The following is a 21,260-nucleotide window of genomic DNA, read 5'->3' as shown; positions in this document are numbered from 1 at the left end:
CACAAGGAGCAACGATGCCGGGCACCACGCAGCACGTCGACTACCTGAAACGCCTCACCGCGGATCTCAGGCGGACCCGGCGGCGCGTCGCGGAATTGGAAGACCGGCTTTCCGAGCCCGTCGCCGTGGTGGGCATGGCGTGCCGCTACGCCGGTGGTGTCCAGTCGCCAGAAGACTTGTGGCAACTGGTGATCGAGGGCCGCGACACGGTGTCGGATTTCCCCGCCGACCGTGGCTGGGACGTCGAGGGGTTGTACGACCCCGACCCCGATAGCAAGGGAAAGATGTACACCCGCCAGGGCAGCTTCCTGCAGGGCGCGGGCGACTTCGACGCCGGTTTCTTCGGCATCGGGCCCAGCGAGGCGCTCGCCATGGATCCCCAGCAGCGGGTGATGCTGGAGATCTGCTGGGAAGCGTTGGAGCGCGCGGGCATTGACCCGTTCGCGTTGCGGGGCTCGGCGACCGGGGTGTTCGCGGGGGTCATTCACGCCGGCTATGGCGGCGAGGTCAAGGGAGAGCTCGAGGGCTACGGGCTGACCGGTTCGACGCTGAGCGTGACCTCGGGCCGGGTGTCCTATGTGTTGGGCCTGGAAGGCCCGGCCGTGTCGGTGGACACCGCGTGTTCGTCGTCGTTGGTCTCCATGCATCTGGCCGCGCAGTCGCTGCGGTCCGGGGAGTGCGATTTGGCGCTGGCCGGCGGGGTGACCGTCATGGCCACGCCCGCGGCCTTCGTCGAGTTCAGCCGCCAGCGCGCGCTGGCCCCCGACGGTCGCTGCAAGGTGTACGCCGGTGCGGCGGACGGGACTTCGTGGTCGGAGGGCGCGGGTGTGCTGGTGCTTGAGCGGCTGGCCGACGCGCGGCGCCTGGGCCATCCCGTCTTGGCGGTGCTGCGCGGCACGGCGGTGAACCAGGACGGCGCGTCCAACGGGTTGACCGCTCCCAACGGGCCCTCACAGCAGCGGGTGATCCGGGCGGCGCTGGCCAACGCCGGACTGGCGGCGGCGGACGTGGATGTGGTCGAGGGCCACGGAACCGGAACGGTGCTCGGGGACCCCATCGAGGCCCAGGCCCTGCTGGCGACCTACGGGCAGGAACGTCCCGCGGACCGGCCGCTGTGGTTGGGCTCGATCAAATCCAACATCGGGCACACCTCGGCCGCGGCGGGTGTGGCCGGGGTGATCAAGATGGTGCAGGCGATCCGGCACGGGGTGCTGCCCAAGACGCTGCACGTGGATATCCCGTCACCGCACGTGGATTGGTCGGCCGGGGCGGTGTCGCTGTTGACCGAGCCGCGGCCGTGGCCGCAGCACAGCGGGATACGGCGGGCGGGCGTGTCGTCGTTCGGGATCAGCGGCACCAACGCGCACGTGATCGTCGAGCAAGCGCCTTCCGAACCGGTCCCGGAGCCTGCGCCTGACGATGCGAATCCGGTTATCCCGTGGGTGATTTCGGCGCGCTCGCCCGAAGCCCTTGCCGGTCAGGCGCAGCGACTGCTGGATCGGCTCGACGCCGATGCGGGCGTGCGGCCGGTCGACGTGGGTGTGTCGCTGGCGACCACCCGGGCGGCCTTCGAGCATCGGGCGGTGCTGCTGGGCGCCGACCGCGAGGCCCTGGCGGCGGGGTTGGCGGGGCTGGCGTCCGGGCGGCCGGACGCGGGCGCGCTGGTCGGCCGGACTCGGTCGGTGGGCCAGCGGGTGTTCGTGTTCCCGGGCCAGGGCTCGCAGTCGCTCGGGATGGGCGCCGAGCTGTACGGGCGATTTCCCGTATTCGCCCGCGCTTTCGACGAAGCCGTCGCGGCGGTCGACGCCCATGCGCGGTTACCTCTGCGCGAGGTGATGTGGGGCAGCGACCCGGAGTTGTTGCAGAGCACCGAGTTTGCCCAGCCGGCGTTGTTCGTCCTGGAAGTCGCGTTGGCCGCGTTGTGGCAGTCCTTCGGTGTGACACCGGACGTGGTGATCGGCCATTCGGTCGGCGAGATCGCCGCGGCGCACGTGGCCGGGGCGCTGTCGCTGCCCGATGCGGCACGGCTGGTGGCGGCGCGCGGCCGGTTGATGGCCGCGCTGCCCGCCGGCGGCGTGATGGTCGCCGTGACCGCGACGGAAGCGGAGGTGGCCCCGTTGCTCAACGGCGCGGTGAGCATCGCCGCGGTGAACGGCCCGCGATCGCTGGTGCTCTCCGGCGAAAAATCCGCGGTGACGGCGATCGCGGACCGGCTGGCGGCCGCCGGCGCCAGGGTGCACCGGCTGGCGGTCTCGCACGCGTTTCACTCGCCGCTGATGGAGCCGATGACGCGGGACTTCGCGGCGGTGGCCGACGGCGTGGCGGCGGGCGAGCCGCGAATCGGGTTGGTGTCCAACCTGACCGGGCAGCTGGCCGGCCCCGGCTACGGGTCCACCGGGTACTGGGTCGACCACGTGCGCCAGCCGGTGCGATTCGTCGACGGGGTGCGGGTGGCCGAATCCCTGGGTGCCGGTGTCTTCCTGGAGGTGGGTCCGGGCGCGGCGTTGACGTCCGCGGTGGAGCAATCCCTGACGACCGACCGCGCGGCCTCGGTGGTGACCATGGCCAAGGGGCGCCCCGAAGTGGAGTCGCTGCTGCGGGCGGCCGGCCAGCTGTTCACGGCCGGGACCGAGGTGCGGTGGGCCGCGGCCTTCGCCGACTCCAACGCCCAGCGCGTCGAGCTGCCGACGTATGCCTTTGTGCGGCGCCACTTTTGGCTATCCAGCGATTCGGTGGGCTCGGCCAACATCGCCAGCCTGGGTTTGGCCGAGGCCGAACACGCGCTGTTGGGCGCGGTGGTGGACCGCCCGGATTCCGGCGGTGTGGTGTTGACGGGCCGGCTTTCGCTGGCCGCTCAGCCGTGGCTGGCCGACCACGCGGTCGCCGGCACGGTGCTGTTTCCGGGGGCCGGCTTCGTCGAGTTGGCGTTGCGGGCCGGCGACGAGGTCGGCTGCTCGGTGGTCGAGGAGTTGACGCTGTCCGCGCCGCTGTCGGTGCCGGCGGCCGGTGTGGTGCACCTCCAGGTGGTCGTTGCCGCCGCCGGCGAGGCCGGAATGCGTTCGGTCGCGGTGTATTCGCGTGCCGCGCAATCTGATTGGGTGCTGCACGCCGAAGGCGTGCTGAGCGACGGTGCACCCGCGCCGGGCGCCGACCTGTCGGTGTGGCCGCCGCCGGGTGCGGACCCGGTGGATGTGACCGGTGCGTACGACGGCCTGGCGGCCCGGGGCTACGGATATGGACCGGCCTTTCGGGGGTTGCGGGCCGTCTGGCGAAGGGGGACCGAGACTTTCGCCGAGGTGGAGCTGCCGCAGAAGGCCGGAGTGTCGACCGCTGGCTTCGGCATCCATCCGGTGGTGCTGGATGCGGCGCTGCATGCGCTGGGAGTGGCCGACGCGCAGGTCGAGACCGTGTTGCCGTTTTCGTGGCAGCAAGTGAGTTTGTATGCGGCCGGCGCATCGCGGGTCCGGGTCAGGCTGGCGCAGGTCGGTTCGGGTGCCGTGTCGGTCGAGCTGGCCGACTCGTCCGGGCTGCCCGTCTTGTCGGTGGGCGCGCTGGTGACGCGCCCCGTGTCGGCCGATCAGCTGACCGCGGCCGCGGCGGCCCGCTCCGGCAGCGGGGAACTGCTCGAGGTGGTGTGGTCGCCGGTCCCGCTGCCCGGCGACGACCTTGGCGAGAAGTTCACCGTCTGGGAGCCACCGGCCACGGGCTCGGGCACCGTGCGCTCCGTCTACGCCGCGACCCACCAGGCCCTGGGTGCGCTGCAATCGTGGCTGACGGGTGAGGCGGCCGGCGTCCTGGCGGTGGTGACCCGCGGGGCGGTGAGCCTGACGGGCGAGGACGTCGCGGACCTGGCCGGTGCCGCGGTATGGGGGCTGACGCGGTCCGCCCAGGCCGAAAACCCGGGCCGCGTCGTGTTGGTCGACACCGACGGCACACTCGATGTCGCAACGGTGATCGGTTGTGGCGAGCCGCAATTGGTGGTGCGCGCGGGTGTGGCCTACAGCGCCCGGCTGAAACCGGCCGACCGGCGACCCCTGCTGCAGCTGCCCGACCCGCCGTCGGTGTGGCGGCTGGCCGCCGGCGACGCCGGAACGCTCGAGGATCTGGCGGTGCAGGAGACCGGGCCGGCGCCGTTGCAGGCCGGTCAGGTGCGGGTGGCGGTCGGCGCGGCCGGGGTGAACTTCCGCGACGTGCTGGTGGCGCTGAACATGTACCCGGGGGCCGCGCAGCTGGGCGCCGAGGGCGCGGGAATCGTCACCGAACTCGGCGCGGGCGTGACCGATGTGGCCGTCGGGGACGCGGTCATGGGGATCTTCGGGCTGGCCGGCTCCGAGGCAGTGGTGGATCGCCGGTTGGTGACCCGGGCGCCGCAGGGCTGGTCGACGGCTCAGGCCGCGGCCGTGCCGGTGGTGTTCTTGACGGCCTATTACGGGCTGTGGGTGCTGGCGGGCCTGCGGGCCGGGCAGCGAGTGCTGGTGCACGCCGCCACCGGCGGCGTGGGCATGGCGGCGGTGCAGCTGGCCCGGCACTGGGGCGCGGAGGTGTTCGCGACCGCCAGCCAGGGCAAGTGGGACACGTTGCGCGCCATGGGATTCGACGATGCGCACATCGCCGATTCCCGGACGCTGGATTTCGAACAGAAATTCGCCGCCGGCGTGGACGTGGTGCTCAACTCCCTTGCCGGGGAGTTCAACGACGCGTCGCTGCGCCTGCTGGGGCCCGACGGGCGCTTCATCGAGATGGGCAAAACCGATCTGCGTGACCCGGATGCCGTCGCATCGGCGCACCCCGGGGTGATGTATCGCGCGTTCGATCTCATGGAGGCCGGCCCGGACCGCATCGCCGAGATGCTGGCGGAATTGATGGGGCTGTTCGCGGCGGGTGTCCTGGCGCCGTTGCCCGTCAAAGTTTTCGACGCCCGCAGCGCCGCCGACGCCTACCGGTTCGTCAGCCAGGCCCGCCACATCGGCAAGGTCGTGCTCACCATGCCGGACGGGCCCGCCGGGCTGGCCGGCGGCACCGCGCTGATCACCGGCGGCACCGGCATGGCGGGTTCTGCGGTGGCGCGGCACCTCGTCGGGCGGCACCGGGTGCCCCACGTGATGCTGGTCAGCCGCAGCGGTGAACGCGCCGACGGCATCTCCGGGCTCGCCGCCGAATTGCGCGAGGCGGGAGCCTCGGTGGCGGTAGTGGCGTGCGATGTCGGCGACCGCGACGCCGTCGCGGCGTTGCTGGCACAAGTGCCGGAACGATACCCGCTGCGGTCGGTGTTCCACGCGGCCGGCGTGCTCGACGACGCGGTGATCGCGTCGCTGACGCCCGCGCGCATCGACACGGTGTTGCGGGCCAAAGTGGATGGCGCCTGGAACCTGCACGAGCTCACCAAAGAGCTGGATTTGTCTGCGTTCGTGGCGTTTTCGTCGATGGCGGGCATCGTGGGCGCGCCGGGCCAAGCCAATTACGCCGCGGCCAACAGCTTCCTCGACGCGCTGGCGGCGCATCGCCGCGCCCACGGCCTGCCGGGCCTGTCGGTGGCGTGGGGGATGTGGGAGGAGACCTCCACGATGACCCGACACCTCGGTGAGCGTGACAAGGCCAGGATGACCCGGGCCGGTCTGAGCGCGTTGTCCACTCGGCAGGCGCTGGACCTGCTGGACGCTGCGCTGCTGACCGAACACCCCATGGTGGTGGGCACCCGACTGGACAGGGGAGCGCTGGCCCACCACAGCGACACGCTGCCGCCGTTGCTGAGCCAGTTGGCCGCCCGGCCGGCGCGTCGCGTCCTGGAACACACCGACATGGTGTCCCTGACGGGCCTGCGGGCGCGCCTGGAGGGCATGACCCCCGAACAGCGGCACAGCGAATTGGTCGAACTGGTCTGCAGCAACGCGGCCGCGGTACTGGGCCACAGCACCGCGGACGTCAACGCCGACGATGCGTTCGGCGACCTCGGCTTCGACTCGCTGACCGCCGTCGAACTGCGCAACCGGCTGAAAATCGCCACCGGCCTTACCCTTTCGCCCACGCTGATCTTCGACCAGCCCACGCCGGGCGCGCTTGCCGAACACCTCGAGACCCAGCTGGCCACCAGTGCCCCGGAAGGGGCGACTGTCACGACGCCCGATCGCATGACCCGCTTCAACGACATCGCCCGAGAGCTGCAGGCGCTGCTCAACCAGGCCGATCTGAGTCCCGGCGACAAGGCGCAGGTCATCGCCCGGCTGGAAGGCCTGTTAGGCGGCGTGGCGGTGGCGTCACCCGCGCCGCTCCTGCCGGCCCCCGAGGACGCGTTCGACGACGACATCTCCACCGCCACCGAGAGCCAGCTTTTCGCAATCCTCGACGATGAAGTCGGCCCCTGATCTTGCCATCGACAGACGTAGCGATCATCGGGCTGGCATGCAGGTTCCCCGCCGCGGCGAGCCCCGGCGCGTTCTGGCGCCTGATCCGCGACGGGCGGGAGGCCACTGAATTCAGCGGTGACCCCGGCGGATTCGACGCCGACTTCTTCAATGTGTCACCGCGCGAGGCGTGCGCGATGGATCCCCGCCAACGCCTGGCCCTCGAACTGAGCTGGGAGCTGTTCGAGGACGCCTTCCTGCTGCCGGAACTGGTTCGGGGAGAGCCGGTTTCGGTGTACCTCGGGGCGATGACGGATGACTATGCCGCGCTGACGCTGCGCGACCTCGCCGACAACCTGGACCACCACACCTTCACCGGGATCAGCCGGGCGATGATCGCCAACCGTATCTCGTATGCCTTCGGGCTGCAGGGGCCCAGCATGACCGTCGATTCCGGCCAGTCGTCATCTCTGGTGGCGGTGCACCTCGGCTGCGAAAGCGTGGCCTCCGGTCAGTCGACGCTGGCGATCGCGGGCGGGGTCCAGCTCAACCTGGCCGACGAAATCACGATGCTGGAACGGGAATTCGGCGCGGTGTCGGCGTCGGGCCGCACCTATGCGTTCGATCGGCGCGCCGACGGCTACGTGCGGGGTGAAGGCGGCGGGCTGGTGCTGCTGAAGCCCTTGCCGTCTGCGCTGCAGGACGGTGACCGCATCCGCGCGGTCATTCGCGGCAGCGCCGTCGTCAATGCCGGACACAGCGCGACCGCCCAGACCGTGCCGTCGGCGCGCAGCGAAGCCGACGTGATCCGGCGCGCGCTCGCGGATGCCGGCCTGCGCGGCAGCGACATCGACTACATCGAGGCCCACGGCACGGGGACGAAGGTCGGCGACGCGGTCGAAGCTCAGGCGCTGGGGGAGATCTTCGCCGAGCGCGCCCACGATCGGGTGCCGGTGGGATCGGTGAAGACCAACACCGGCCACGCCGGAGCCGCCGCGGGAATCGCGGGCCTGCTCAAGGCCGTACTGGCGATCGAACATGGCGCCATCCCCCCCAGCCTCAACTACGCCGAGTCCCAGGGTGACCTCAATAGCCTTGGGCTGCAGGTCAACACCGCGCTGACGCCGTGGCCGCCGGCGGACCATCCACGGCGAGCCGGGGTGTCCTCGTTCGGAATGGGCGGCACCAACGCGCACCTCGTCCTCGAGCAGCCTCCCGTCCAGCAGAAATCGGGCCGACCCGAAACGCCGGCGGACGCAGGCGGGGCATTGCCGTGGGTGCTGTCGGCCCGCTCCGAGCAGGCGCTGGCCAACCAGGCGCAACGGTTGTCGGCCCATGCCGCCGAACGGCCTGATCTGAGCCCCCTCGACATCGCCTGGTCGTTGGTCAGCACCCGGACGGCCTTCGAGCACCGCGCGGTGGTAGTCGGCGGCGACCACCCCACGCTGGCAAGGGGTTTGGCGGCCCTCGCGGTGGGCGAGTCATCGCCGGATGTGGCGGTGGGCCGGGAGACGCCGTCGGGCAAGACCGTCTTCGTGTTCCCGGGCCAGGGGTCGCAGTGGTTGGGAATGGGACGACAGCTCTATGACCGGTTCGACGTGTTCGCCCGGGCCTTCGACGAGGCTGTCGCCGCGGTGGACGCCCATCTGCGGCTGCCGCTTCGTGAGGTGATGTGGGGAGCGGACCCGGAGTTGTTGCGCAGCACCGAGTTTGCCCAGCCGGCGTTGTTCGTGCTCGGAATCGCGCTGACGGCGTTGTGGCGGTCGGTCGGCATAGCGCCGGATGTGGTGATGGGCCACTCGGTCGGCGAGATCGCCGCGGCATGTGTGGCCGGCGTGCTGTCGCTCGCGGATGCCGCGAGCATGGTGGCGGCGCGGGGACGGTTGATGGCGGGGCTACCCGCCGGCGGGGTGATGGTGGCCGTCGGCGCCGGTGAGGCCGAGGTGGCTGGGTTGCTGACCGACGAGGTGAGCATCGCCGCGGTCAACGGTCCCAACGCGGTGGTGCTTTCGGGCGCGCAGGCGCCGGTGGAAACGGTGGCGGACCGGCTCGCCCGCGAGGGCCGGCGCGTGCATCGGCTGGCCGTGTCGCACGCGTTTCATTCGGCCCTGATGCGGCCCATGATGGCGGAATTCTCCGCGGCGGTGGCCGGCATCGAGGTGGCGGCGCCGCGAATCGGGTTGGTGTCCAACGTGACCGGGCGGCTGGCGGACGCCGGGTATGGGTCGCCGCAGTACTGGGCGGCGCATGTCGGTCAGCCGGTGCGCTTTTTCGAGGGCGTACGCGCCGCCGAGGCGGCCGGCGCCGAACTCTTCGTGGAACTGGGTCCAGGCGCCTCGCTCACCGCGGCGGTGGACCAATCGCTGAGCGCCGAGCGCGCCCTGTCGCTGCCCACGATGGCCAAGGACCGGCCCGAGACGGAATCGCTGATGCGCGCGGTCGGCCAGTTGTTCACCCGCGGCCTCGATCCGAACTGGGCGGCCCTGTTCGCCGGGCGCAACGCGCGACGGGTCGAGTTGCCGACGTATGGCTTTGCGCGGCATAGTTTTTGGCTGGGCGCCGATGCGGCGGGGAGTTCGCCGGCCCCGTCCACCCGAACACCCGACCTGGCGCACCGGCTGCACGGACTGGCGCCCGACGACCAGCACCGGCTGCTGGTGGAGCTGGTCTGCGAGCATGCGGCGGCGGTGTCGGGGCATCCGGGCGGCGACGCCATCGACTCCGATCGCGCATTCGGCGACCTCGGCTTCGATTCGATGGTCGGGGTCGAGCTGCGCAACCGCCTCACCGGCCATACCGGCCTGGCTTTGTCGCGAACGCTGATCTTCGATTACCCGACGCCGGCAGCGCTGGCCGACCATCTTCGCCGGCAGCTGCTGCATGACGAGGCGGGCGAATCGGAGGAGGAGAAGATCTGGTCGGCGCTGCGCAGGATTCCGGTGCGCGAGCTTCGCAGAACCGGATTGCTCGAGAAACTGCTATTGCTCGCCGGCGCCCCGGAAACTGCCGTCCCCGACGAAAATGTCAGTGCCGACGAGATCGACTCATTGAGCCCCGAGGCATTAATCGCGATGGCGCTCAGCCCGGCGGACGAGGATGACGCCGAATGACGAATTCTGCTCTGGCGGATATGATTACGTGAACCCCAGATCAGCGTGATCAGACACGTGTTGAATACGCGAGTCTTTGCGCCACCAAACGGAACCGCATAAACTTCCTCGCATTACGAGGACCTTTTCTGTTGGGCAATCATGAGGGTAGAAGATGAGCGTCATCGCGGGTGTATTCGGCGCGTTGCCGCCACATCGGTATAGCCAACGTGAAATCACCGACGCGCTAGTCGAATTGCCCGCATTGAAGGAGCATGAAGGCGTCGTCCGGCGCCTGCACGCGGCCGCCAGGGTCAACGGGCGCCACTTCGTGCTGCCCCTCGAGCGGTACGGCGAGTTGACCGATTTCGACGCGACCAACGAGATCTTCATCGACAAAGCCGTGGATTTGGGCTGCGACGCACTGCTGGGCGCTCTCGACGAGGCCGGGCTACAACCGCACGACATCGACATGATCGCCACCACGACGGTCACCGGCATCGCGGTCCCGTCGCTCGACGCCCGGATCGTCGGGCGGCTCGGGCTGCGGCCGGACGTGCGCCGGGCCCCGCTGTTCGGGCTGGGCTGCGCGGCCGGCGCGGCGGGCGTCGGACGGCTGCACGATTACCTGCGGGGTGCGCCCGACGGCGTCGCCGCCCTGCTGTCGGTCGAGCTGTGTTCGCTCACCTTTCCGACGGTCAGGCCGACCGTGTCCGGACTGGTCGGGACGGCCATGTTCGGTGACGGCGCCGCGGCCGTGGTCGCCGTCGGCGACCGTCGCGCCGAGCGGCTGAATTCCGCAGGGCCGGACGTCGTGGATTCGCGCAGCCGTCTATACCCCGAATCGCTGCACATCATGGGCTGGAACATCGGCGCGGACGGCATGCAACTGACGATGTCGCCCGAACTGCCGGACATCATCGACCGTTACCTGGCCGACGACGTGAACGGTTTCCTCGCCCAACATGGCCTGACCAAGGACGACATCGGCGCCTGGGTGACCCACCCGGGCGGCCCCAAGGTGATCACCACGATCGCCAAGAGCCTCGAACTGCCCCCCGACGCGCAGGAATTGACCTGGCGCTCGCTCGGGGAAGTCGCCAACCTGTCCTCGGCCTCGGTGCTGCACATCCTGCGCGACACCATGGCCAAGCCGCCGCCCGGCGGCAGCCCCGGGCTCATGCTCGCGATGGGTCCCGGCTTCGGCTCCGAACTGGTGTTGCTGCGCTGGCACTGAATTCGCTAATCGACTCGCGAAATCCCCTGCGCATCACTGTCATTCGAGTAGCTCGGAGAGCTCCAGCCAGCGGGTCTCCGTCTCGGCGACCTCGTCGTGGAGCGCGCGCAACTCGCCTGTGAGCCGGGTGATGCCGACATGGTCGGATTGGTCGTGCGCGGCGAGTTCCGTGTGCTTGTCCTCGATCCGGCCCGCCAACCGCGCAAGTTGGCGATCGAGGGAGGCCACCTCTTTTTCCGCGGCGCGGCGTTGCGCGCCGGACATTTCCGACGAACCGGCCGGCGCGCGTTCCGGCGTGGGTTCCGGCGCCGCAACGGTGCGCCGGCCGGCCAGTTGCAGATACTCGTCGACGCCGCCGGGCAGATGGCGCAGCCGGCCGTCGAGCACCGCGTACTGCTGATCGGTGACCCGCTCCAGCAGGTAGCGGTCGTGCGAGACGACGATCAGGGTGCCCGCCCACGAGTCCAGCAGATCCTCCATCGCGGCCAAGGTGTCGGTGTCGACGTCGTTGGTCGGCTCGTCGAGCAGCAACACATTGGGCTCGGCCAACAGCGTCAGCATCAGCTGCAGCCGCCGCCGCTCACCGCCGGAGAGATCCTCGACGCGGGCGGACAGCTGGCCGCGCGCGAACCCGAGCCGCTCCAGCAGCTGCGCCGGGGTGGCCTCGCGTCCGTCGACCTGATAACCGCCCTGCAGCCTGCCCAGCACATCGGCGATCCGGTCGCCGCCCACGCCGGCCAGCGCATCGCCCTGCTGGTCGAGCACCGCCAGCCGCACCGTCTTGCCGCGTTTGACGCGCCCCGCGTCCGGCGTGACGGTGCCGTCGATCAAGCCCAGCAGCGTCGACTTGCCGGCGCCGTTGGCCCCGACGATGCCGGTCCGCTCGCCGGGCGCGATCCGCCACTCGATGTCGCGCAGCACCGGGCGGCCACTGAGAGGTGGGTAGGAGACCGACACGTCGAGCAGGTCGACCACGTCCTTGCCCAGCCGGGCGGTGGCCAGCTTGGCCAGCTCGACGGTGTTGCGCAGCGGCGGCACGTCGGCGATCAGCTGGTTGGCCGCCTCGATCCGGAATTTGGGCTTGGAGGTGCGCGCCGGGGCCCCGCGGCGCAGCCACGCCAACTCCTTACGCATCAGGTTTTGCCGCTTGGCCTCGGCGACGGCGGCCATCCGGTCCCGTTCGACGCGTTGCAGGACGTAGGCCGCGTATCCGCCGTCGAACGGTTCGACGACGCCGTCGTGCACCTCCCACGTGGTGGTGGCGACTTCGTCGAGGAACCAGCGGTCATGGGTCACCAGCAGCAGGCCGCCGGTGTTGCGTGCCCAGCGTTGGCGCAGGTGGCCGGCCAGCCAGGTGATGCCCTCGATGTCCAGGTGATTGGTGGGCTCGTCGAGCGCGATGACGTCCCACTCGCCAACCAGCAACCTGGCCAGCTGCACCCGGCGGCGCTGACCGCCGGACAGCGTGGCAACCGTTGCCTCCCAGGCGATGTCGGAGACCAGCCCGGCGACCACGTCGCGGACCCGCGCGTCACCGGCCCACTGGTGTTCGGCCGCCGCACCGACCAGGGTCCAGCCCACGGTGTGGTCCGGGTCCAGGGTGTCGGCCTGGCTCAGCGCGCCGACCCGCAACCCGCCGCGCCGGGTGACCCGGCCCGAATCGGGCCGTTGCTGGCCGGTGAGCAGCCGCAGCAGGCTGGATTTGCCGTCGCCGTTGCGCCCGACGATGCCGATGCGCGCGCCGTCGTTGACGCCGACCGTGATCGACCCGAACACCACCTGGGTCGGGTATTCGAGGTGTACGGCCTCGGCTCCGAGTAGGTGCGCCACCGGCCCGACCCTACTGGCGCTACATGAGCGTCAGCAGCGCCTGGTCCACGTGGCTTTGCGTTTCCGCTGACGCCTTGCTGGCCACGGCGTCCAGGAAACGGCTCGCGACGTCTCGCACCTTGAGGTTGGTCTCCTGGGAACGCCACACCAGGATGTCGAACGCACGCTCGGCGGAAATGCCGTAGGCGATCATCAGCACGCCCTTGGCCTGCTCGATGCGGGCCCGGGCGTCGGCGACCGCCGACAGCACATTGGTGATGTCGGAGTGCAGCGAGTCGGTGACGTCGACGTAAAAGCCGGAGGTGCCGGCCAGCGCGCCGGTGTCGTCGACCATCCGATCGCCGGCGACGACGACGCAGTGGGTGCGCCCGGCGGTATCGATGATGCGGTGCCGGCTGCTGAACGGCTTTCCCTTCATCACCCGTTCGAGCACGGCCGCCACCCGTTCGCGGTCCTCGGGGTGCTTGTGTTGCAGCAAGAGTTCCGTGGTGGGCTGCACCCGTCCCGGCTTGTAGCCGTGCATGCGCGCCACCGCGTCCGACCATTCCCAGCGATGGCCGTCCAGAAAAAACCGGAACCGGCCGACACGCTGCGGATCGCCCAGACCCAGCACCTCGTCGACCGCGCTCAGGTCGTCGTGTTCGACGACGTCGGACGCCGGCGCCTCGCGGCGCTCAACAGTCTCGTCGTTGGAGTTCACCGTCATCGCCGTTTCCCCAATTCCCGCTGTGAAAACCTTGGCATATCATTCCCGTTTTTGAGCGCGTCCATTCCTGCCCCGGCCAGGGGATTTGGAAAGCTGCTCGACGATCAGGCCACCCGATAGCGCTCGGCATCCTGGTGTTTGAACTCCAGGCCGAACCCGGGGCGATGCTGATCGGGTCGTAGCGCGCCGCCCTCGGGCGAGAGCGCGCCATCGAAGAGCATGTGTTCGATGCGGTGGTGGTCGTGGAAGTACTCCAAATGCCGCAGGTTTTCGATGGTGCTGGCGACGTGGGCGTGCAGGTTGGGAGCGCAGTGCCCCGAGACGTCCACGTTGTAGGAGGCGGCCACGGCCGCGGCGCGCACCCAGTCGGTGATGCCCCCGCAGCGCGTGACGTCGATCTGCAGGCAGTCGACCGCGTCGGCGGCGAGCATCCGCTTGAAGTAGGCCAGGTCGTAACCGTACTCACCGGCCGTGACGTCCGGGCTGACCTGGTCGCGCACTTCGCGCAGCCCGGCCAGGTCGTCGGAGGACACAGGTTCTTCGAACCAGGTGACCCCGTGGTCGGCCATGGCGTGGGCCACCCGGATCGCCTGTTTGCGACGGTAACCCCCGTTGGCGTCCACGTACAGTTCGACATCGGGGCCGATCACCTTGCGCGCCAATGCAATCCGATCCAGGTCCCGGCTGACGTCGGAGCCCCATGACTCACCGATCTTGATTTTGACGCGCGGGATCTTCCATTCGTCGACCCAGCGCTCGAGTTGGGCGCGGGTGGTGGACTCGTCGTAGGTGGTGAAGCCGCCGCTGCCGTAGATGGGTACTTCGGGGTGCGCCATGCCGATCAGCCGGCATACCGGTAGGTCCAGCAGTTTGCCCTTGAGATCCCACAACGCGGTGTCGACCGCCGAGATCGCGCACGACGCCAGCCCGGGCCGCCCGTTGTTGCGCATCGCCCTGACCATCGACCCCCACCGCGCCGGGATATCCACGGCGCTGTGTCCCGTGAGCGCTTTGCCGAGCTTGCCGCCGATCAGCTTGGCGCAGGCCCCGTCGGCATAGGTGTAGCCGACCCCGCGCCGGCCGCCGGCCGCAACCTCGGCGAGCACCAGCGTGGTCGACGACCAGGCCAGGGTGCCATCGGCTTCCGGTGCGTCGGTGGGGATTTCGTAGACCTGCGCGGTGACCTCTTCGATCTGCGCGTCGGGCGTCATCGCGCCCACCGTCGTCCCGCCCGCGCCACGAGCCAGGCACCCACCCCGGTGGCGCTCAGCGCGCCGGTGCCGCTGACGACCGGGTGCTGGGAAGCCCACAGCTGCGGGCTGTGCGTGTGCGACTGGTTGTCGAATTGGCCGTGCGGGCCGTGGTCGGTGCCCGGCTCTTGATCCAGCGGCTGCCACAGGTTGTTGGGCCGGTCGGGGCTGACGTGTTCGGAGGTCTGCTGCGAGTCGTATCCGGTGCGGCCGAGGTAGCGGTCCAGCAGCGGCGCGACGAACTTCTGCCCAAGCAGCGTAACGGCGGTGGAATCACCGACCCAATATTGTTTGCGCCCTGGATGATCGGCGGCGTACAGGACGCCGCGCGCGGCCACCTCGGGCTGGTAGATCGGCGGCACGGGCTGCGGATGGCGGGGGAGCCGCGACAGCACCCAGGAGAATTGTGGGGTGTTGACCGCCGGCATCTGAGCGACGGTGATCCGCACGTTCGAACCCTCGTGGAACAGCTCGCAGCGTACCGACTCGGTGAACCCGTTGATGGCGTGTTTGGCGCCGCAGTAGGCCGACTGCAGCGGGATCGATCGCTGGCTCAGCGCCGAGCCGACCTGCACGATGGTGCCGCGGTCGCGGGGTCGCATCTTGCCCAGCGCCGCCATGGTGCCGTGCACGTACCCGAGGTAAGACACCTCGGTCACGCGTTTGAACTCCTCGGCGCTGATCTCACTGAACGGCGCGAACACCGACGTGAACGCGACGTTGACCCAGACGTCGATGGGACCGAAGGCGGATTCGGCCTCATCGGCCGCGGCCTCGACGGCCGAGTGGTCGGCCACATCGGTCGGAATCGTCAGCGCCTTGCCGCCGCCGGCTTCGACATCGCGAGCGGCGCCGTCGAGCCCCGCGGCGCCGCGGGCGAGCAGGACCACGTTGTCGCCGCGCTGCCCGAACGCCTTCGCGGTCGCGCGGCCGATGCCCGCGCTGGCTCCGGTGATCACCACTGTCTGTGTCATCGCAGTACTGCCTTTCGCTCGGTCCGAGTAATCAGTCATGGTGGGCGTCGTCGTCGGTGAGAGTTGCCGTGCATTCGAGCATCAGCGCGTGCGCGAACGCTTGCGGCAGGTTGCCGCGGAGCTGGCGCTGGCGCACGTCGTATTCCTCGCAGAACAGTCCCGGCGGGCCGCACGCGGCCCGGTTGCGTTCGAACCAGCGCATCGCGCAATCGCCGTGTCCCAGTTGGTTTTCGGCCAGCGCCATCATGAATCCGCAGAGCAAAAAGGCGCCCTCCGCGTCGCCGAGTTCGCGCTCGTCGTGCCGGAACCGGTACACGAACCCGTCTTGCGTGAGTTCCCGCCGCACGGCGTCCAGGGTGGCCCGGGTGCGGGGATCCTCGGCGGGAACGGCGCCGCGCACCGGCGGAAGCAGCAGCGACGCGTCGACCCCCGTCCGCCGCGGACTGCGCTGCCAGTAGCCGTGCGGGTGCAGGCTGCTCGAGGCGGTCTCGGCCAGGATCGCGTCGGCCAGGGAAGCGCAGGCTGCCACCTCGGGGCCGGCGCCGGCCACCTTGGCGATGGCACGCAACCCCGCTACACAGGCCAGCCGCGACTGCGCCCAGTGCTCATCGTCGATCTCCCAGACCCCGGCGTCCGGTTCGCGCCAACGCTTTTCGATGGCCTTGATGGCCGTCTGCGCGGCTCGCCACCCGTCGGCGTCGAGCCGGTCGGCGTCACCCGCCTTGGCCAGCAGCTGCAGGGCCTCGCCGAACACATCGAGCTGGAACTGTTGATTGACCCAGTTGCCGACCTTGTCCGTGCCGCCCGGATAGCCCGGTAGGTCGAGCGTTTCTTCGCTGGGCACCGCACAGCCGGTGACGGTGTAGGCGGGTTTGAGGTTCGGGCCGTCGTCGAGCAACCGGGCGCCGACGAATTCGACAGCCCGGTCCAGCAGTTCGATAGTGCCGACGGTGGCTGCGGCCATCCCGGCATAGACCTGGTCCCGGATCCAGGCATACCGGTAGTCGTAGTTCTGATTGGTGTGCGCGCGTTCGGGCAGGCTCATCGTGGCGGCGGCCACCATGCCGCCGCCACTGCTGGTCAGCCCGCGCAGCACCGCGTAGGAGTGGCGACCGTCGCGGGGGGCGATGGTGCAGTCGAGCTGGGGCACGCTCCGCCGCCAGGCGGCCGCGGTGGCGTCCCAGGCCAGGTCCGGGTCGGGCGGTTGATCGGGCAGGGCGCGTTCGGACAACTCCAGCACCAGGTCGTGCTGCCTGCCCTCCTCGAGGGTGATCTCGCAGGTGAGCAGTTCGGATTTGTCGTGCGAGGCTTTGATGGTGCGCGCGTCGCAGCCGGCCTGCCACCGCCAGCGCAACCGGCCCGACCGGCCGCTCCACACCCCACCGTCGCAACTCGGCCGGCCCAGACCGTGCCGGCCGAATCCCGCACTCGGCGCCAGCAGCACCCGCACCCGCGCCGTGCCGCGGCAGACCATGAGGCGCCGCAGCAGCACCACCCGGTCGGGATCGCCCGGAAAGGCCAGCGCCTCACGGCATTCCACGGTACCGTCGCGGGTAATCCAGCGGTTGCGCCAGATCAGGGTGCCAGGCTCGTAATAACCGCCCCACACGTGCCGGATGTCCGTCGGCGTGATCGCGTAAATTCCGCCGCCACCAATGAGATTGGAAAAGACGGCGTCGGAGTCCCAGTGCGGCGCGCACATCCAGGCCACGTCCCCCTGCGGCCCGACCAGCGCGCCGCGCTCGCCGTCCGCCAGCAGCGCGTACTCGCGCAGCACCCGCGGCGCGAAGGTAGTCTCGACGTCCATTGTCTGGTCAGCCACGGGCTCTCGCCTCCGACCTCCGTCCCGCGGTGGTATCGATCTTCCCACCGGCCAGCCGTTCGGCGAGCCGCGAGGCCAGCGCCATGATGGTCAGCGCGGGGTTCGCCGATCCCTGGGTCGGGCACACCGAGCCGTCGGCGAGAAACAGGTTCGGCACCCCCCACACGCGTTGATCGGAGTCGACGACCGACTGCTGCGGGCTGGTGCCCATGCGGGCGCCGCCGATCAGGTGGGCGAAGCGCTCGATGGTGAGCACATCCTGGGCGTCGGCCGCGTGCAGGATGTCGCCGATCACCTTGGTGGAGTAGGCCATGTTGGCCTTGTCGTTGTCGCACAGCGTGTAGTCGAACCGGGCCACCGGAATGCCGTACGGATCTTTCTCGTCGGCCAGGGTCACGCGGTTGTCGGGTAGCGGCAGCAGCTCGTTGAGCACGCCGACGGTCGCCCAGTGGTTGTAGTCGCGCATGTATTCCCGCATCGCGCGGCCCCAGTGTCCTTCGGCAAGAACGTGTTCGGCCCATCCGATGGGCAGCGGAGACACGGTCTGGATGGCGAAGCCACGGGCGAAGCCGCGAGAGACGTCGGTCTCGTAGAACTGTTCGGAGGTCACCTCCGGCGGAGGCGCCTTGTACATGCGGACCTCCTCGGACCACCGGCCGGCGGACTGGGTGGCGCCCTGCACCATGACGTAGCGCCCGACCTGATCGTCGTTGTTGCCCAACCCGTTCGGGAAGCGGTTGCTGGCCGAATTCAACAGCAGGCGCGGCGTCTCGATCGAATAACCGGCAATGGCAACGACTTTGGCGCGCTGCAGCCGCTCCTTGCCGCCGATCTCGTCGTAGTACACCACGCCGCGCGCCGCGCCGTTCTCGTCGAGCTCGACCCGCGAGGCCATGCAGTTGGCGCGGATCTCCACGGCGTGGGCCAGCGCGTCGGGCAGATGCGTGACGTACGGGCTGGCCTTGGCGTTGACCTTGCAGCCCTGCAGGCAGTAACCGCGGTAGATGCAATGCGGCCGATTGCCGAACGTGCCGTTGACGATGCCGACCGGCCCGACACGCATCTCGATTCCGAGCTTGAGCGCTCCGCGCCAGATCTTGGCGGCGGCACCCGAAATAGGGTGCGGTGCGAACGGATAGCGATGCGGGTCGCCCCAGGGCCAGTTCTGGCCCGCCACGGGCAGCTCGAGTTCGACCTGTTCGTAGTGGCGGCGAATGTCCTCGTAGCGGATCGGCCAGTCCGCCCCGACGCCGTCACGGGTGTACGTCTCGAAGTCGCTGGGGTGAAACCGCGGGGTGTACCCGGCGTAATGCACCATGGAGCCGCCGACTCCGCGCCCGGAGTTGTTCTTGCCCAGCTCGATCGGGTCATCGCCGCCGAGGATGCGCTTTTGCGTCCAGTACAGCGCATGGGACCCGGCCTCGTCGGACACCCAGTCCTCGTCCGGGTGCCAGAACGGGCCGGCCTCCAAAATCACGACCCGCCAGCCCTCCCGCGCCAGCCGCTGCGCCAGCACCGAGCCGCCGGCCCCGGCCCCGACTACCACCAGGTCGACCTCGTCGTCGTCGGCGTAGCGGCGCATGGTCTTCTCACCGGGCAGATCGCGCGAGTGCACGTCGAGCAGGAAGCGCGAATCGTTGTCCTTCGGTTCGACCGCGCCTTTCAAGAGGCCGCGCAGCAGATCGCCCATCACAGCTCCCCGTTGTTCACGATCTGCACCGGATCCTCGTCGGTGGCGCCGGGGGTCTCGTACGGTTCCCGCGCGGCGGCCGGCCCGGTGGCACCACCGAGGCGCATGAACCCACGCGGGTAGGCCGGCCCGCCGAAGCCGATCTCGTTCCACGCCCAGGGGTGAGAGTAGAAGCCGGACAACGTCGCTCGCATGCACACCGACCACGCGCGCTTGACGTTCAGGCTCTCCCACGCCCCGCCCTGCAGATCCCCTTGCGAGAACTTGTCGATGATCGCTTCGCGGGTGGCGGGATCGGCTTCGGCGAACGAGGGCTTGCCGTGCTTGGCCGACGCCGTCTCGTCGAGCCCGCGCAGCACCAGCCGCCAGGTGTCGCGGTCGTCGGGCATGTCGACGTACTGGTAGCCGTCGAGGCGCCCGTCGGCGAGCTTGGAGTCGACGGACTCAGCCACCGGAACCCGCGGCTCGACGTCCTGCGCCAGCACCGTGTCGCAGAACGCGCGCAGGCAGGGCTCCTCTTCTGGAGTGAAAAACCGTAGCGGCCCGGGCGGTTCCAGCCGGGCCAGCACCACCTTCCTGGTGGCAGCGTCCCAGTTGTCGGCGGTTTCGAGCACGTCGTAATCGGGGTAGCGCCCGATCATCTGCGGCGTGGTGCCGCGACGTTGCTTGGGCAGCCAGGACGGGTGCGGCGGCTTGCCATCGGGACGCAGGTTGGGCAGGTGGTCGGGGCGTGAGGTGTTGGCCATCTCGGGAATCCCAGCGCCCCTAATCCCGGAACCGCTCGCGGCGCAGGATCGACGCCAGCAATCCCATCCCGCCGACCATGCACATCAGTCCCGGTGCCGCGATCGGCGGCCCCATCGGCACGTTGTACGACGCGTTCTTCCACCCGCCCGGCTTGCGGGCAACCCCGCGCGCGTGCAGGTATTCACCCAGCAGCCCGTTGGCCGTGTAGATGCCCGCGGTGATCGGCAGCCAGACTTTGGCCCAGCGCCGCGAGAACACCCCACCGACTCCGGCGACGACCACCGGCGGGGTCACCACGATCGGGCTCCACATCCACTTGTTGCCGAAGCTGGCTTTGTAGTGCTCGAAGTAGATTTCGGCCGTCGTGACGAGTGCCGCGACGGCGGTGAGCCCAGACAGCGAGCGTTCGAAACGGCCGTGCGCGACGTCGTACAACGCCCTTCCGGCCAGATGCTGTACCTCGCCGAGTCCGTCGCTGCCGGCGGTGCGGCCTTTTCGCCGTCCGCCGTCGCCCAGCAACAACATGTGTCGTCCTTTCTCGCGCGCGTTTGCCCGGACCGGGGTTTACCCGTGCCGGCTGGTTTCTGTGGTGGGGAGATTGGCCGCGTTCGGTGCGCCGACGGCGCCGTCATTCGGTGACCGCGGGAACCCGCTGACGCTTTCGGTGCTGGGTCCGCCGACGAATTCTGTCGTCGTGTCCATGAACGACCTCGCCTTCGGCTGAAACCACGCTCCGGCGGGCTTCGGTCCCGGCGCTGTCACTACAACACTGGTTGCCAAAGCTGCCCAGAGAACTGAAAGCGCCCAGCTGTGTCTTTCAACCGAAGTGGTCTCGACGACGCGTCGCGACCGAAGCGCAACGGCTGTGTACCCCGGGTCGTGCTGCGCAAACTGCGTCGCAGCTGGTTCTCAGCAGGCTTTCAGGAGCACAGGTTGCCGGCCCCCGCCCGCTCCTTGATGAGGCCGGGATGGAGCTCGGCGCCCTCCTGCCAAATCCGTTCCCGCTCGGCGGATGTGGCAAGCCGGGCGGTGCCGTGCCAAGTATGGCCGTCGAGCTGGATTAGGCAGTGCCGGAGCGGGTAACTGCCTGTCATGAAAAAGATCGTGCGCATCGCAGCATCGGTGGTCGCATTGACCGCCGGTTTGGGGCTCGCCGGTTCGGGGGCGTCCGCCATCGCACACGCGCATCCCGCGCCCTCACCGGAGTACCACTGGTGCCCTGGCCAATGGTGGGATCCGGGCTGGGGCGGTAACTGGGACGCGGGTCGTTGCCACGGTGACCACTGGTATGACGGTGAAGTCCACGACCAGGGGCACTGGCACAACGGCCCGTGGGACCCGAACTGGCGCTGATCCGCCGTGAGTTTCAGCCGCTGACCCGCCGAGCCCAACAACGACGGGCGCAGCGGATTATGTTGGGCTGGACCGTATTTCGCGCAGTCGTTTGAACGTACGACGCGCGGCGTGCTGGAAGGCGGTGTAGCTGGCGGTACCGGGACTGGCCGGCAGACCGGCCATCAACGCCGTGTTCACCACGGGCCCGAGCGCTGCCAATGCATGCGTCGGGCCCCCGT

At 69.6% G+C, this 21,260-nt stretch carries 14 protein-coding genes; 4 read left to right on the top strand and 10 right to left on the bottom strand.

The window, feature by feature from the left end:
- The first annotated feature begins 14 nt into the window (after positions 1-14).
- The 3 genes from AC5Y4T_RS21090 to AC5Y4T_RS21080 all read left to right on the top strand — a co-directional run bounded on the left by AC5Y4T_RS21090 (position 15) and on the right by AC5Y4T_RS21080 (position 10,667).
- Positions 15-6,362, top strand: coding sequence for an SDR family NAD(P)-dependent oxidoreductase (locus AC5Y4T_RS21090; RefSeq protein ID WP_499955217.1), 6,348 nt, complete (start codon positions 15-17; stop codon positions 6,360-6,362).
- 2 nt (positions 6,363-6,364) lie between these two features.
- Positions 6,365-9,451: a type I polyketide synthase gene (locus AC5Y4T_RS21085; protein ID WP_499955215.1), complete on the top strand. Its 3,087-nt coding sequence runs from the start codon at positions 6,365-6,367 to the stop codon at positions 9,449-9,451.
- Positions 9,452-9,605: 154 nt separating this feature from the next.
- Positions 9,606-10,667 (top strand): type III polyketide synthase, encoded by a 1,062-nt coding sequence (locus AC5Y4T_RS21080; RefSeq protein WP_499955213.1) that lies wholly within the window; start codon positions 9,606-9,608, stop codon positions 10,665-10,667.
- Between the two features lie 39 nt (positions 10,668-10,706).
- Here AC5Y4T_RS21080 and AC5Y4T_RS21075 read toward each other — a convergent pair whose 3' ends face one another.
- The 10 genes from AC5Y4T_RS21075 to AC5Y4T_RS21030 all read right to left on the bottom strand — a co-directional run bounded on the left by AC5Y4T_RS21075 (position 10,707) and on the right by AC5Y4T_RS21030 (position 20,780).
- A complete protein-coding gene (locus AC5Y4T_RS21075) occupies positions 10,707-12,497 on the bottom strand; it encodes an ABC-F family ATP-binding cassette domain-containing protein (RefSeq protein WP_499955211.1) in 1,791 nt (596 codons plus the stop codon).
- 19 nt (positions 12,498-12,516) lie between these two features.
- On the bottom strand, positions 12,517-13,203 hold the full coding sequence (locus AC5Y4T_RS21070; RefSeq protein ID WP_499921767.1) for a PAS and ANTAR domain-containing protein: 687 nt from the start codon (positions 13,201-13,203) through the stop codon (positions 12,517-12,519).
- 104 nt (positions 13,204-13,307) lie between these two features.
- Complete coding sequence (locus AC5Y4T_RS21065) at positions 13,308-14,414, bottom strand: enolase C-terminal domain-like protein (RefSeq protein WP_499955209.1); 1,107 nt, start codon at positions 14,412-14,414, stop codon at positions 13,308-13,310.
- The gene (locus AC5Y4T_RS21060; protein WP_499955207.1) at positions 14,411-15,427 is read right to left on the bottom strand and encodes an SDR family oxidoreductase; all 1,017 of its coding nucleotides are present in this window, start codon (positions 15,425-15,427) and stop codon (positions 14,411-14,413) included. Before AC5Y4T_RS21060 ends, AC5Y4T_RS21065 begins: the two co-directional genes overlap by 4 nt.
- A gap of 31 nt (positions 15,428-15,458) precedes the next feature.
- Complete coding sequence (locus tag AC5Y4T_RS21055) at positions 15,459-17,249, bottom strand: glycoside hydrolase family 15 protein (protein ID WP_499955205.1); 1,791 nt, start codon at positions 17,247-17,249, stop codon at positions 15,459-15,461.
- Complete coding sequence (locus AC5Y4T_RS21050) at positions 17,242-18,939, bottom strand: GMC family oxidoreductase (RefSeq protein WP_499955203.1); 1,698 nt, start codon at positions 18,937-18,939, stop codon at positions 17,242-17,244. The genes AC5Y4T_RS21055 and AC5Y4T_RS21050 overlap by 8 nt, the downstream gene beginning before the upstream one ends.
- Complete coding sequence (locus AC5Y4T_RS21045; protein ID WP_499955201.1) at positions 18,939-19,685, bottom strand: gluconate 2-dehydrogenase subunit 3 family protein; 747 nt, start codon at positions 19,683-19,685, stop codon at positions 18,939-18,941. Before AC5Y4T_RS21045 ends, AC5Y4T_RS21050 begins: the two co-directional genes overlap by 1 nt.
- A gap of 19 nt (positions 19,686-19,704) precedes the next feature.
- Positions 19,705-20,211, bottom strand: coding sequence for a hypothetical protein (locus tag AC5Y4T_RS21040; protein ID WP_499955199.1), 507 nt, complete (start codon positions 20,209-20,211; stop codon positions 19,705-19,707).
- 39 nt (positions 20,212-20,250) lie between these two features.
- Positions 20,251-20,388, bottom strand: a complete 138-nt coding sequence (locus tag AC5Y4T_RS21035) for a hypothetical protein (RefSeq protein ID WP_499955197.1) — start codon at positions 20,386-20,388, stop codon at positions 20,251-20,253.
- A 218-nt stretch (positions 20,389-20,606) separates the two neighbouring features.
- Entirely contained in the window at positions 20,607-20,780 is a 174-nt protein-coding gene (locus tag AC5Y4T_RS21030; protein WP_499955195.1) for a hypothetical protein, read from the bottom strand.
- Here AC5Y4T_RS21030 and AC5Y4T_RS21025 point away from each other — a divergent pair.
- Positions 20,779-21,039 carry an Mtp family mycobacterial-type pilin gene (locus AC5Y4T_RS21025; protein WP_499921751.1) on the top strand — a complete coding sequence of 87 codons (261 nt, stop codon included), beginning with the start codon at positions 20,779-20,781 and terminating at the stop codon, positions 21,037-21,039. The two genes, AC5Y4T_RS21030 and AC5Y4T_RS21025, sit on opposite strands and share 2 nt — an antisense overlap.
- Positions 21,040-21,260 lie beyond the last annotated feature (221 nt).

The organism is Mycobacterium sp. NGS11, from assembly GCF_059813315.1.
Note: the sequence above shows the minus strand (reverse complement) of the source record. Positions and strands in the feature narration are given on the sequence as shown.